Consider the following 13,117-nt stretch of genomic DNA (forward strand, 5'->3'; position numbering starts at 1 on the left):
CCTCACACCGGTGTTCCTCCCCATCGTCGAGCAGACCGCAATCAGCCCGATTCACTTCGGCGTCGTGATGATCGTCACGCTGATGATCGGCCTGCTCACGCCGCCGTTCGGCGTCATCCTGTTCGTGCTCAACGCCGTCACCGGCGTCTCGCTCGAACGGATTACCCGGCACATGGTCCCGTTCTACCTGCCGCTTCTGTTCACCCTCCTGTTGATTATCGTCTTCCCGGAGCTCGTCCTCTGGCTGCCCCGTGCGATGGGGCTCGCCTGAGCGACGCTTCGATTTCTTTTTAGAACGGCCGCTACCGGCGCGTAGATGCGGGTACGGGAGCGTTCGCTTCGTGAGTTCGTCTGTCGACCGCAAGAGTTAGCATGCCGTAGTCGGTGGATTCGAATATGGTGGAGACATCACCCACGGTTACCGTATCGGATAGCGCTGCGGTCGTCATCGGCGGCACGAGCGGCATCGGGCGAGCAATTGCGCTCGCCTTCGCCAACGACGGTGCCGACGTCGTGGCGACGAGTCGCAGCGCGGACGCCGTCGAGGAGACCGCCGAGGAACTCCGCGCTCGCGGTGCGAAGACGGCCGAAGTGACGTGCGACGTTCGAGACAACGAATCGATAGAGAACCTCTACGAGGTCGCCAGCGACGCCATCGGCGACATCGATATCCTCGTGAACTCGGCGGGGTCGGTCGCGAGAGCGTCCGTCTCCGAGATGAGCGACGACCAGTGGAACCAAGATATCGACGTGAACCTGACGGGCGTCTTCCGGGCGTGCCGCGTCTTCGGCCGCGAGATGGAGACGGGAAGCATCGTGAACATCTCCTCGATGTCAGCACAGCAGGCCCGCGAGGAGCGCCCGGCCTACTGCGCCGCGAAAAGCGGCGTAAACGGTCTCACGCGCTCCGCGGCGGCCGACCTCGCGCCCGATGTTCGGGTCAACGCCATCGAACCGGGGTTCGTCAAGACCCCACTCGCCGGCGACGGCTTCAACGAGGGGACCGAACTGCGAAAGAAGATAGACGAGGGAACGCCGATGGAACGCGTCGCGACGCCGGACGAAATCGCGGGCGCGGCCGTCTACCTCGCCAGCGACGCGGCGTCGTTCACGACGGGCGCGGTCATCACGGTCGACGGCGGCTACAACGACAACGCGTTATAACTCGTCGCTGACGCGAATTACGCCTTTTACCTCTTCGGGCTCGGCCGCGCGGTCGAAGGCGGCCTGCGTGTCCTCGAACGACGACTCGAAGGTCACGATGCTGTCCACGTCGAACCGACCCGTTTCGATTCCCTCGATGGCCTCCGGGTACGTGTTACTGAATCTGAACGACCCCTTCAGGTCGTACTCTTGGCCGATGGTCTCGACGATGTCGGTGGGGAACTCGGGTTCGAGCGGGATGCCGACGAAGACGACGGTGCCGCCGCGTTTGACGGCCTCGGTCGTCGTCTCGATAGCGCTGCCGAAGCCGGAACTCTCGAGAACCACGTCGACGCCGCGTTCGTCGACGTGTTCGCGAATCGTCTCGATGGGGTCGGACTCCGTCACGTCGACCGCGTAGTCGACGCCGCGGGACTCGGCCAGTTCGAGCTTTTCGGGGACGACGTCGGTCAAGACGACCGTCTCGGCTCCGCGGGCCATCGCGACTTCCGAGACGAGTTGGCCGATGGGGCCGCCGCCCGTGACCAACACCGAGTCGCCCTCGGAGACGCCGCCGCGCTGACAGGCGTGCATCGCGACGCTCAGCGGCTCCGCGAGCGCCCCCTCGCGGAGCGACACTGAGTCCGGAAGCGCGTACAGGTACTCGGCGGGCCACGCGACGTACTCGGTTAGTGCGCCCTCGACCGGCGGCGAAGACATGTACTCCATGTCCTCACAGAGGTGGTAGGTGTCGTCACCGGCGCAGTACTCGCACTCTCCGCACGGGAGACCGGGTTCGATTGCCACGCGGTCGTCGGGACCGACGCGGGAGACTTCGTCACCCACTTCGACGACGGTACCCGCGGCCTCGTGACCGAGGACGTGGGGGAAGTCGACGACGTTGCCTCCGTTTTCGCCGTGTTGGTAGTAGTGTAAGTCGGACCCGCAGATGCCGACGCGGTCGATTCGAACCAGGACTTCGTCGGGGGCGATTGTCGGGAGGTCCCGCTCGACAAGTGTGAATTCACTAACAGCTGTGAGCTCGCAGGTTCGCATGCTTGTACGGAGGAGAATTACGGTTATATTCCTTTTGCCGTGTGGGTCACGACAGACGGTAGTACGGGGAGTATTCACCGCACTCGACCGGTGCGTTCGCCCGCTCAGTGGGCAGCAAAATAACACAGACGAACCCAACAATAGTTTCACAAACAAACATTTTTGTGGGATCTGAATATTTTGGATTACTTAGGTTATTATATGATGCCATTTTTGAGTGATTATCTAACATCTTATCTGTAAACACGTGTTTTTCACAGTCGAAAAATGGATATTCACAAAAAATTTATCAAGAGTCGAGGATCAATATTGCACAATTTGCACACTTAATAGTCCGATGCCACTACGGTTTTGTACTGACCGAAATGAGACACACGACAGAGCCACGGTGTGACACGCCCTCCGGGGGAAGCGTCGCAATGCTCCGCCGCGTGGCGGGACGCCATCTGCGACGGTCGTCAGGGGGCGCGTTCACCCTCGCGTCGCCAAGACATATGCGACCCCAGTGAGTCCGGCCCACGCGACACCCGCGGCGAGACCGACGCCGACCAGCGAGGCGGTGCCGACGAGTCCGCCGATGAGCCAGACGAGGACGGCCGCGCCCGCCAACAGCTGTATTCGAAGGCCGCTCACCGGGGGCGACCGACGCTGAAGGGTCAGCGCCATTCCGTAGCCGCCGAGACCCAGCGCACCCACGTAGAGCCCGCTTCCGAGAAGGCCCCACACCGAGGCCAGTCCGCCGAGGAACTCGTCGTCGGTCGAATCGTTCGTCGGCGACTGAGCCGTGTTCGTCGCCCCCGCCGTGTTCGGGGAGGTCGCTGTCGTCACCGTCGGAGTCGCCTCGGCTGGCGCGACACCAATCGTCGTCGTGACAGTGTCGCTGTCGATGCCGAGTCGACTCTCGACGGCTAACCCGACGTCGAGGGGCTGTTCGCTCATCGTGACGCTGAGTTCGGGGGTCGACTGCACTCGCTCGGTCCCGTTCACGAAGAAGTGATAGCGACCGACTGCTGAGGTGTCGCTCGTCGAGCCGGCCCCGGACAGTCGGAGTTCGTCCGCGGCGGTCGCTGTCGCCGGGGCGTCGATTCGAGCGGTCGGACGGGTGTACAGCTCGTCGGGTGCCACGGTTCGGAACGGCGTAAAATCGACCCAGCCGCGCTCGGTGACGACGGGGTTCCCCTCTCCGGACGGGAGAATCGACGAGTGATACGGACCGCTGGCAGCGCCCCAGTAGTTGGACTCGGCGTCGACGGTCCGAATCGGGTCCACCACGATTCGGGCGGTCGCGTTCGCGCTGACCAGCGGCTTGATATCGACCGTGAGACCGCGGTCTTGGCCGTAGATACTGTTGTTGACGACGTGGTGGGTCCTGGTCCCCTCGCCGGCCGTTTGGACCCCGATTCCGGTCGGAAGCGCGCCGCTCACGCGACGAATCGTCAGGGCGCTGGCTTCCGCGCTCCGTGTCTCGCTTTCCCCGTCCGTCCGCAGGACGACGACCGTGTCCTCCCAGAGCCGAGCGACCGTGAGCCGCTGTGTCAACTCGGGATTGGCGACGAGTTCTTCCAGCGGAACCGTCGACTCGGCCTGGTTGATGATCGCACCGGACGCCCCCTCCGCGACGTACACCCCCGTTCCCGGCGTCACCCCCGAAACGGGAACCGGGTCCGCAAAGGCGTTCGTGTTGAACACGATGTCGTTGTCCCGAACGTCGGTCTCGACGACCCCGCGGACGACGACGCCGTAGGAGTTGGCGGCGATAGTGTTGTTGGCGACCGAAAGCTCGCCTCGATGCGTTATCGGGCTGGCGACGAGCAGTCCCGCACCGGCGTTGTTCGCCAGTCGGTTCTCGCTGACGTTCGTCCGGTGAATAATCAGGTTCGAGCGGACCGAAACGGCGTGACCCTCGTTATCGCGGACGGTGTTATTCCGGACGTCGACCCCGCGTGCCGCCGCTCCCGTCTGGAGCGCCAGTCCCGCTCCTTCGTTGTCCCGGACGGTGTTGTCTGCCAGTGTGAGGCCCGACACGACGGTCCCATCGAGGGCGAACCCGTCGCCGCCGTTCTCGACGAAGCGGTTCCCACGAACGTCGCTCCCTCTCGTCAGCCAGTTGTTGACGTGGACAGCGTCCCCGCCGTTACCGCGAATCGCGTTGTCGGTGAGTTGCAGATTCAGTTCGAGACTGCGAGCGGTGAGGTCGACGCCGTGGCCGACGTTGTCCGCGAGCGTGTTGTCACGGATGGAGACCGCACCCGGTCGGGGGAGTTGCGTCCCCGACTGGCGGATACGGATGCCGGTCCGGGAGCCTCGAATCTCGTTTCCGGCCACGGTCGCCGTCGTCTCGTCGCGAGCGTCGAGTTGGATACCGGCGTCACCGGCGGTGATGTGGTTGTGCAGCAGCGTCGTGTCGCTTCGGGCCGCGCGAACCGCGATTCCGCTGCCCGCGGTCGCCGAAATCTCGTTGTTCAACAACCAGAGCCGGCCGACGCCGTCAGCGGCGACGAAGACGCCGCTCCCGTTGATATCGCGGAACGTCGACTCGCGAACGGTGAGCTGCCGCACGCGCGTCGTGGACGCGGCGCGGTCGTCGACCGGCGACGTGACGTTTCCGACGGCGAGCGAGCCCCGAACACCGTCCGAGAGCTGTGAGACTGTCCCCTTTCGGAGGTCGACCGCAACGGGATAGAAACCGCGCGTCTCCGGGTTGATCACGTCCCCGTACTCCACGAGGAGTCGGCCGTCGCTCGGGATGCTGACCGGCCTCGACAGCGAGATCCGCACGCGACCGTCCCGCGCCGAGACGTCCGCGACGAACGAGTCGAACGACCGCTCTATCGTCCCGTTTCGGTTGCTGTCGAGACCGATGCGGTCGATGCTCTCCGCGTCGACGTCGTCGACGGAGCCGGCGTCGGCGTATCGGAGTTCTATCGTGTCGAAGGTCACGCCGACGCCGGCGTCGAGCGACAGCGTGTGGTTCGACCGCTCCTCGCGCTCCGCGGGTGACGCCGTAATCGAGGTCTCGCCGGTCGCCCCCGTCAGTGGTGTCGCCCGAACCGCGTGCCCGTCGATGCGGCGGAACGTCGACCGCTCGATGGTAATCGGCGGCGTCTCCGCGGTGTCGTCGACCGACAGCCCGGCGTTCGAGAAGTCACGGAACGTCGAGTCGGTAATCGTTATCGACCCGTCCGCACGGGCTACGGTGACGCCGCTCGTCCCGCCCTGCAGGGTCGTATTGCGCACGACGAGGCGGGACTCGCTCGTCCCGTTGTAGCGGATGCTCGCCCACCGGCGGTCGGCGGCGGCCCCCTCACTCCGGGAAATCGTCACCGGCTGGGCCGCCGTGCCGTCGACGACGAGTGAGCCGTCCACGGAGAGCGTGATTCCCTCGGCGAGTTGAACGTCGGTCCCGGGGCGTATCGTCAGCGTCGTCCCGGGGTCGACGTGGACGCTCTGGATGATTCGGTAGGGGCCGTCCTCCGGCGTCCACGTCGTGTCCGCGGCGATGTCCGATTCCACGAACGTGGTGTTCGCCTCGCTTTGGGCGGCCGCCGCCGGACTGGCGAGTGGGACGAAAAGCGACACGACGACGAGTACGACCAGTATTCGCCGAATCCAACCGGGAGATGAGGTAGTCAAGAACATTATGCGTCAGCGTAGATATAGGATATATGTGATTTTCACGAGATATAAATGAAGTGGTACTCGGCTCTGAAACCGACGGCGGTCAGCCGTCGGCCGTCACGACTTCCGTTCACACGGAGAGACGCATGCAGTTCGCACAATACTACAACTTCCAGCGACCAAATCAATGCTCGATGGACGACCGGTTGAGGAGGTCACTAACTATGCAGTGTCCACAAGGGAGTCAATGAACTGTCTGTTATTCGGACGTAGAACATGCGCCCCGCTGGAGTCTGCTTAGTCGCTGACCTCGAAGTACTCGAAGTCGCAGTACCCGTCACCGACCGCAGAGTCGGGCGACGGCGCGACGAACAGACCGATTTTGGCACCGATCCAGCGACCCTGTTGGGCCTGGAACGGCTCTCCAATCGACTCGAAGCCGGTATCGTCCGTCGCGTACGCGAACTGGACGCGACCCCCGTCTTCGACGGTCGCCCGCAGTCGTGCGGACGGAGCCTCGGAGGGGCACTCGCTCACCGACCGTATCGGAGTCGCCCTCCGATGGACTGGTGTTACGTCCCTGTATCAGGCGGACTCCGTCCGTGCTCTTGTGGATACTGAGGTAGGCGTACTCGGTGCCCATGACGAGAAGCCCCCCATGTCCCGGTTTCTTCTTGGAGGCCACAGTGGACTTCTGTCGTCGCCGTGAACGCCGGGGCGGGGAACTTCTGGAGAAGGAGATTCGGGGCGGTCCACAGGTTGTCAGACTCACCGACACGCTGTTGGAACAGGCGGAGCGCGCCGGGGCGGTCGGTGAGCGAGTGCCACCCGAACTTCGGGTTTCCGTGCCATTGCCACTGGAGCCCTAAGCGGGCCGCTTCGAAATCGTCAGAGGTCTGCGGGACCATCGTCGGAAGCGTCTCAGCAGCGACATCGGGCTTTTCGTGCGTTCGAACCGGCTCCCCGGTCCCATCGCCGTCCTCGTCGCGACCGATGACGGGCCACCCGTCGGCCCAAGCGACCGGCTGGAGGTGGACGATGCGGCCGTACGGGTCGACCTCTTGGAAGTGAACGAACCAGTCCTCGCCGCTGTCTAAGTCTACGAGCGCTCCCTGATGCGGCCCGTTAATCGGCGTCTCCCCCTGGGCGAGGACGATTCGGTCGTCGTACGGGCCGTAGATGTCGTCCGAGCGCAGGACCGTCTGCCATCCGTCGCTAACGCCGCCGGCCGGCGCGAAGATGTAGTAACTCCCGTCCCGCTTGTACAGCTTCGGCCCCTCGATTGTCGGGTGGTCGTCGTGGCCGTCGAACACCTGTCTGCTTTCGCCGGTGATGTGCGTCCCGTCCGGTGCCATCGGGGCGATGTTGAGCACGCTGTTGAAGCCAGCACGGCTCTTCGCGAACGCGTGGGCGAGATACGCGTTCCCGTCGTCGTCCCACAGCGGTGCCGTGTCGATCCACCCCTCGGCCTCGTACACGAGCGTCAGGTCGGACCACCGACCACGAGGGTCGTCGGTCTTGGTCATGTAGACGCCGCGGTCGGGGTCGCCGTAGAAGATGTAGAACGTCCCCTCGTGGTAGTTAATCGAGGGCGCCCAGACGCCGTTCCCGTGCTGCGGACGGTCGAAATCTGGTGGTAACTCGTCGATAGCGTGATTGATGAGTCGCCAGTTCACGAGGTCGCGCGAGTGGAGTATCGGGAGTCCGGGGACGGCGTTGAAGCTCGAAGCGGTCATGAAGAAATCAGCACCCACGCGAACGACGTCGGGGTCGGAGTAGTCCGCGTAGATGACCGGGTTCCGATACTGGCCGTCATCGAGGTTCGGGTCCCAGACTGCAGAGGTGTGTTTCATGATAGCGGACAACAAGTAACGCATGAATAAACGTTGTGTTCAATACCCTCAATTGCACGATGTTGAACGCTCTCTCCAGCTATTTCGGTACGGAGTACACCGGATGGTCGACGGATACGTCCCGCGTGAGACGAGCGAATCGAGTTGCGGTCGACGAACCACTCGGCGATCGACGTTCGGTTATTCGAAACACATCGTAAGTCTCCCTCGCGACCGTCCGGACTCGGTGACCGTATGAACGGTATTACTTATGCAAAACATCGGTGCATCAGCAGCAGATATACACCAATTCGACAGATTCATCCGTCCCGTAACGCGGTTTTCGGGCGAATGAGAATACGTAGTTGTCGCCGACTGCGCTCGACGTCGCAACACGGGAGACGCTGGAGGGAGCGTTGACTGCATGGCGTCGGTAGTTCTCGTCCTTGCGATCGCGCTCCTGGCAGCCCTGTTCATGTCGTTCACCGTCGGAGCGAACAGTAACTCGGCCCCCGTCGCGCCCGCCGTGGGAGCCAACGCACTCTCGGTTCTCCGAGCGGCCCTCCTCGTCGGCGTCGTGGCCGGGCTCGGAGCAATCCTCCAGGGAGGTAGCATCTCAGAGACCATCGGTAAGGACCTCGTCACCGGAGTCTCGATCACGCCACTCGCGGCGGCCGCGGCCCTGCTGACCGCCGCGACGCTCATCACAATCGGCAACACCTACGGGTATCCAATCCCGTCCGCATTCACCGTTACGGGGGCGATGGTCGGGGCCGGCATCGCCCTCGGCGGTGGCTTCGCCGTCGATGAGTACGTCGTCATCCTCGGGTTCTGGTTCGCGATACCCATCGTCGAGGGCGTCCTCGCGTACGGACTCGCTCGCGGCCTGCGAAGCGACGCCGTCCCCGAACTCGTCGGTATCCCCGTCCTCGGTGGCGCAGTCGGCTATGCGTTGGCCAACATCCAGCTCACGGTTATCCCGACTGCGAACGGCGCACAGGGCTCCGTCGCACGATACCTCGCCACCACATACCAGTTTCTACCAACAGCCATCGGCGGCTCGTACACCTTCGGAATGGTCGCCGTGAGTGTGGCCAGCGGGCTCGTTGCACTGGTCGGGACACGGGCGTTGCTTCGCCGCGACGAGACCGCCGGTATCAATCAGTTTCTGGTCGCGCTGGGACTCATCGTCGTGTTCACAAGCGGTGGCACGCAGGTCGGCCTGGCGACCGGCCCGCTAGAGGCCGTGTTCGAAACGGACCTCCAGCTCTCGTCGATTTACTTGCTCGCACTCGGCGGCGGTGGGATTCTCCTCGGAGCGTGGATTAGAGGGCCGCGGCTCGTCCAAGCCGTCTCGAACGAATACGCCACGCTCGGGCCGAGACGGTCGATTGCCGCTCTAATTCCCGCCTTCCTTATCGCACAGCTCGCAATCGTGCTGGGAATCCCGATATCGTTCAACAAAGTGATGATCGCGAGCATCGTCGGGAGTGGGCTCGCCGCCAGCTCGTCCGAGGGAAGCGGCGTCTCACCGCGGAAAGTCGGCATCACACTCGGGTCGTGGGTCGGGTCGATGCTTGGCGCAGGCATCATCAGCTACGCCCTGTACCACTTGTTGAACGTGGCACCGGGCGTGGGATAGTCAGGAGACGATTTGGTCGACAATCTCTTCTTCTGCGGCCTGAGTTTTCATCTCCTCCCACGTCTCGAAATCAGTCCTGCTGGCGACGTACTCATCAAGTCGGGAACTCGAGACGTTCCGCACGTCGGCAGCGTCGTCGAACGTCCACGGGCTCTGCTCACAGAACGCGTCGAACGAGTCGAACTCGGTGTGGTCGCGCATGAACGGGTGTGAGAAAAAGTCGTCCGACTGGACTCGGGTTCCTGCCTGCAGTTCGCCGATTCGGTTGAGGGCGTTCCCGACGCGTTCCTCGAGACCCTCCAGTCCAGTAATCTGAAGGTCCATACCGGAGGTGATGTCTCGATGCGGGTAAAAGCCACGACCACTCACTGGCGTCAGTTCGAAACGATATGGCACATGGTAACGGAGTGGATTGCGGATCACACGAGTGGAATGCACACGTCACTGACGGGAGTTCGGGGACATCAGCTACGAGACGAGCTATCCCGGTCCCAAGGATGCGATATCGGCACCGACTGTCGCCAGCGCATCGGCGGGCTTTGGGTTGCGGTCAGCCAGATGCGTGTCCCAGTTGTTCGGAACGCTCGATAGCGCTGCGGCGATAGCCTTGCTGCACGTCTCGACCCCCGGTTCTGTCGGGTCGTTACCACCCCAGGCATCACGAATGACTGTCATCGAGTTGATCCGGATTTCGAGGCTGTGTAGCTCGTAACGAGATACCAGTTCGGAAAGCCCGAGTTGGAGGGCGACGTACTCGGCAGTGTTGTTCCCGTCCGAGACCCGACGGGACGGCCGAGCCATGCGAGTTGGTTCTCTGCTGCGTCCATGATGACTGCGCCCGTGCCTACCGGACCGGGGTTGCCGCACGAACTGCCATCGACGTACAGGACGAACGAATTATCGGTCGGTTCGGGGGCTGGCGGGCGAGTAAGTTCCGACGACAGCAGGGCATCGAGCACACGCCGCAACTCAGCCGGGGTCGTCGCGGGGTCAAATAGGCCCCGTAACCAGGGACGGCGTCGTCGATGACATCGGTGGCGACTGCCATCTCGTAACCGACGCCCGCGAGGACCTTGTCGACGAGCGTGGCGAGTGGTGAGTGGTGTTCGACGGGAAGCGGTTCCTCGGTCACGTCGCCAGCACCTCCCCCCGACGCTCGCTCCGGGGACACACCCCGTCGCCCCTGGCTGGTCTCGTCACCTCGTCAGACCGAAGAGCCCGGGGACTCTTCGGAGTCGAACAGATTCCGAGGCACCGAGGCTTCGCTCTGGGGACGCCGGTCAGGGCGTTTGTCATCCACCTCTCCGCGACTGCGTATCCGTTGAGAGAAACAACGCAACTGCTTCCACGCCCGATATAGAACGTTTTTGTCAATCTACTTTTTAATGCTGACATTATGTTAGAATTGATCTAAAACTGCCTGATGAAACACAAGTTTGGTTACGGTTGAGACGGGTACTATCGGAATTAACCTCGGTTAGTATTACTTAAATAATACAATATAGTTGAACCGAGTGTCTGTCGCTGAATTGTTTGGCCGACGTGGTACCAACCCAACGGCTGTGTTTCATCATCGCCCTCAATTAGAGTTGAGCAGTCGGCTTGACTACGCTAAGCGAAATCTCACCGAAACGTGGTTTCAGGTCCAAAAATTCGAGTCTAGAACACTCATAATTTATAAATAATGATTGTGGAACGTTCCAGTATTATTGTATAATATATACAATATTTAGTACCGGATAACCGTCTCAATCGCTCAACTTCCGACGCCGTTATATACTATCAAGAGCTAAATAGTACTGTACTAAAAATAACTTCATTTCGTTTCTATTACAATATAGAATCGGGCTATTTGATATCAATTTTGGGAGTAGCTCCCTCAAATGCGACCTGCTTCGGCATCGCCTCAGCGGGTCGTGAGAGCGGTCAACCACCACAAACCCAAGCACGTTCGACGGCCCCCTCGTATCTCTCGTATCGGCCGCTCAGTCGGAGAGCCGTGGTTACCGGCTGATGCCACCGCCAGACTGCTCGCACACGCGCTCGACTTCGGTGGAAGTGATGATAGCTAAGTCACCATCCAGCGTTCGCTTGAGGGCCGCCGTCGCAGCGCCCGTTTCGAGTGCGTCGGGGACGGGTTCACCGTGAATCCGCGAGGCGAGATAGCCGCCGACGAAGGCGTCACCCGTACCGATCGGGTCGACTGTCTCGGTTTCGAACGCAGCCTGCTCGTACGTTTCGCCGTCGACGCGGGCGAGCACGCCCTCGTCGCCGCGCGTGACGAGCACCGTCTCGAAGCCGAACTCCGCTTCGAGCGACGCGCAATCGCGGCCGCGTCGCCGTCGCGCCCGAGGACAGTTCGGGCGTCGCGCGCCGCGACGACGAGCACGTCGACGAGCGGGAAGAGCGGTTCGAGCGTCTCGCGTGCCGCTTCGGGACTCCACAGCTTCGACCGATAGTTCAGGTCGAACGCGGTGGTCGTCCCCGCGCTCCGCGCGGCGTCGAGAAGCGAGCGCGTCGTCGCTTCCAACTGATCGGACAGCGCGGGCGTGATACCGCTCGTGTAGTAGTAGGTCGCGTCTTCGAGGAGGCGCGTCGGGAGTTCGTCGGGCGTCGCAGTCGTCACCGCGGCGTCCGCCCGGTCGTAGATGACCGACGTGCCACGCGGCTCGCCGCCGTGTTCGAGGTAGTACGTCCCCTGTCGGTGGTCGTCGCTCCAGACGACCGCGGGTTCGACGCCGTGTCGACGCACGTCGGTCGCGACCCGGCGGCCGAGCGCCGAGTCGGGGAGTTTCGACAGCCACGCGGCGTTGGCTCCGAGCCTGCTGGCCGCGATTGCGACGTTCGACTCCGCCCCGGCGGTGCTGAACCGCAGCGTGTCACTCGTCTCTAAGCGGCCTCCTCTCGGAGGTGATAGGCGAACCATCGTCTCGCCGAAGGTCACCAGTTCAGGCGTCACAGTATCCACTCCGTCGGGGCGGGTTTGGCATACTCGAACGTCGCGGACTCGCGTGATAAGGACTCCGCTCTGGACGAAGTTTGCACCCGGCAGTCGTGGACCCCGAAGGTTAAGCCGTGGGTCGTCCTGCTACGGATATGATCGCTTCCACCGCCCAGCGAATCGCAGAGTCGGGTATCGTCGCAATCATCCGCGGGACCGACCCCGAGACGGCGATCGAGACGGTCGACGCGCTCCGCCGCGGCGGGGTTTCGACGGTCGAGATAACCGCGAACACCGAAGGCGTCCTCGATATGATTCGAGACGTGTCTGAGTCGTTCGCGGCCGACGAGGTCTCCGTCGGCGCGGGGACCGTCCTCGATTCGGAGACGGCGCGGGCGACGACCCTCGCCGGCGCAGAGTTCATCGTCACACCGTCGTTCGATGAGGGCGTCGTCGAAACCGCGAACCGTTACGGCGCGCCATCGCTCGTCGGTATCGCCACGCCGACCGAAGCCGTGAACGCCTTCGAGGCCGGTGCTGACATGGTGAAGGTGTTCCCCGCCGGCACACTCGGTCCGGGGTTCGTCTCGGCGCTCGGTGGCCCACTCGGCCACATCCCGACCGTCCCGACCGGCGGGGTCGGACTGGACAACGTCGGCGAGTTCTTCAATGCGGGCGCGACGGCCGTCGGCGTCGGGAGCTCTATCGTCGACACCGAAGCCATCGCTCGCGGCGAGTTCGACGTTATCGAAGCGAACGCCCGAGCGTTCAGAGAGGCTGTCGAGGCCGCACGGTCGGAGTAGGAGTTCGTTCGGCTCCGACGGCCGCGACAACCGAGGTGTCGCGCGTTCTGAACTGCACGAAGCGAAAGCGGAACCCGACGGT

At 62.9% G+C, this 13,117-nt stretch carries 9 protein-coding genes and 2 pseudogenes; 4 read left to right on the forward strand and 7 right to left on the reverse strand.

Features of this window, described 5'->3' with window-relative positions; translation table 11 throughout:
* The coding region (locus ATB1_RS12340; protein WP_042664067.1) for a TRAP transporter large permease subunit at nt 1–271 on the forward strand (271 nt) is incomplete at its 5' end.
* Between the two features lie 125 nt (nt 272–396).
* Entirely contained in the window at nt 397–1,164 is a 768-nt protein-coding gene (locus ATB1_RS12345; RefSeq protein ID WP_042664069.1) for an SDR family NAD(P)-dependent oxidoreductase, read from the forward strand.
* On the opposite strand, the gene ATB1_RS12350 is transcribed toward ATB1_RS12345, so the two are convergent.
* The 4 genes from ATB1_RS12350 to ATB1_RS12360 form a co-directional block, all read right to left on the reverse strand.
* Nucleotides 1,159–2,199, reverse strand: a complete 1,041-nt coding sequence (locus tag ATB1_RS12350) for an NAD(P)-dependent alcohol dehydrogenase (RefSeq protein ID WP_042664072.1) — start codon at nt 2,197–2,199, stop codon at nt 1,159–1,161. The genes ATB1_RS12345 and ATB1_RS12350 overlap by 6 nt on opposite strands.
* 471 nt (nt 2,200–2,670) lie before the next feature.
* Nucleotides 2,671–5,838, reverse strand: coding sequence for a right-handed parallel beta-helix repeat-containing protein (locus ATB1_RS12355; protein ID WP_198526096.1), 3,168 nt, complete (start codon nt 5,836–5,838; stop codon nt 2,671–2,673).
* A 276-nt stretch (nt 5,839–6,114) separates the two neighbouring features.
* A complete protein-coding gene (locus ATB1_RS23325; RefSeq protein WP_241768209.1) occupies nt 6,115–6,354 on the reverse strand; it encodes a hypothetical protein in 240 nt (79 codons plus the stop codon).
* 35 nt (nt 6,355–6,389) lie between these two features.
* On the reverse strand, nt 6,390–7,670 hold the full coding sequence (locus tag ATB1_RS12360) for a glycoside hydrolase 43 family protein (RefSeq protein ID WP_241768210.1): 1,281 nt from the start codon (nt 7,668–7,670) through the stop codon (nt 6,390–6,392).
* A gap of 403 nt (nt 7,671–8,073) precedes the next feature.
* On the opposite strand from ATB1_RS12360, the gene ATB1_RS12365 reads away from it, so the two are divergent.
* Nucleotides 8,074–9,291 carry an inorganic phosphate transporter gene (locus tag ATB1_RS12365; protein ID WP_042664073.1) on the forward strand — a complete coding sequence of 406 codons (1,218 nt, stop codon included), beginning with the start codon at nt 8,074–8,076 and terminating at the stop codon, nt 9,289–9,291.
* Here the strand turns inward: ATB1_RS12365 and ATB1_RS12370 are convergent, their stop codons facing one another.
* From ATB1_RS12370 to kdgK1, 3 genes and pseudogenes are all read right to left on the reverse strand, one after another.
* On the reverse strand, nt 9,292–9,615 hold the full coding sequence (locus tag ATB1_RS12370) for a hypothetical protein (protein WP_004062024.1): 324 nt from the start codon (nt 9,613–9,615) through the stop codon (nt 9,292–9,294).
* Between the two features lie 156 nt (nt 9,616–9,771).
* Nucleotides 9,772–10,423: pseudogene (locus ATB1_RS12375) on the reverse strand (reverse transcriptase-like protein).
* Between the two features lie 871 nt (nt 10,424–11,294).
* A pseudogene (gene kdgK1 / locus ATB1_RS12380) lies at nt 11,295–12,250 on the reverse strand (bifunctional 2-dehydro-3-deoxygluconokinase/2-dehydro-3-deoxygalactonokinase).
* A gap of 137 nt (nt 12,251–12,387) precedes the next feature.
* On the opposite strand from kdgK1, the gene ATB1_RS12385 reads away from it, so the two are divergent.
* Nucleotides 12,388–13,035 (forward strand): bifunctional 4-hydroxy-2-oxoglutarate aldolase/2-dehydro-3-deoxy-phosphogluconate aldolase, encoded by a 648-nt coding sequence (locus ATB1_RS12385; RefSeq protein ID WP_004062027.1) that lies wholly within the window; start codon nt 12,388–12,390, stop codon nt 13,033–13,035.
* The last annotated feature ends 82 nt before the right edge of the window (nt 13,036–13,117 follow it).

This window comes from Haloferax sp. ATB1, from assembly GCF_000730175.1.

What these genes read in the sequence shown, in the direction of transcription:
- ATB1_RS12350 (WP_042664072.1), bottom strand. Translation starts at nt 2,199, where the DNA reads ATGCGAACCTGCGAGCTCACAGCTGTTAGTGAATTCACACTTGTCGAG.
- ATB1_RS12385 (WP_004062027.1), top strand. Translation starts at nt 12,388, where the DNA reads ATGATCGCTTCCACCGCCCAGCGAATCGCAGAGTCGGGTATCGTCGCA.
- ATB1_RS12360 (WP_241768210.1), bottom strand. Translation starts at nt 7,670, where the DNA reads ATGAAACACACCTCTGCAGTCTGGGACCCGAACCTCGATGACGGCCAG.
- ATB1_RS12345 (WP_042664069.1), top strand. Translation starts at nt 397, where the DNA reads ATGGTGGAGACATCACCCACGGTTACCGTATCGGATAGCGCTGCGGTC.
- ATB1_RS12355 (WP_198526096.1), bottom strand. Translation starts at nt 5,838, where the DNA reads ATGTTCTTGACTACCTCATCTCCCGGTTGGATTCGGCGAATACTGGTC.
- ATB1_RS12370 (WP_004062024.1), bottom strand. Translation starts at nt 9,615, where the DNA reads ATGGACCTTCAGATTACTGGACTGGAGGGTCTCGAGGAACGCGTCGGG.
- ATB1_RS12365 (WP_042664073.1), top strand. Translation starts at nt 8,074, where the DNA reads ATGGCGTCGGTAGTTCTCGTCCTTGCGATCGCGCTCCTGGCAGCCCTG.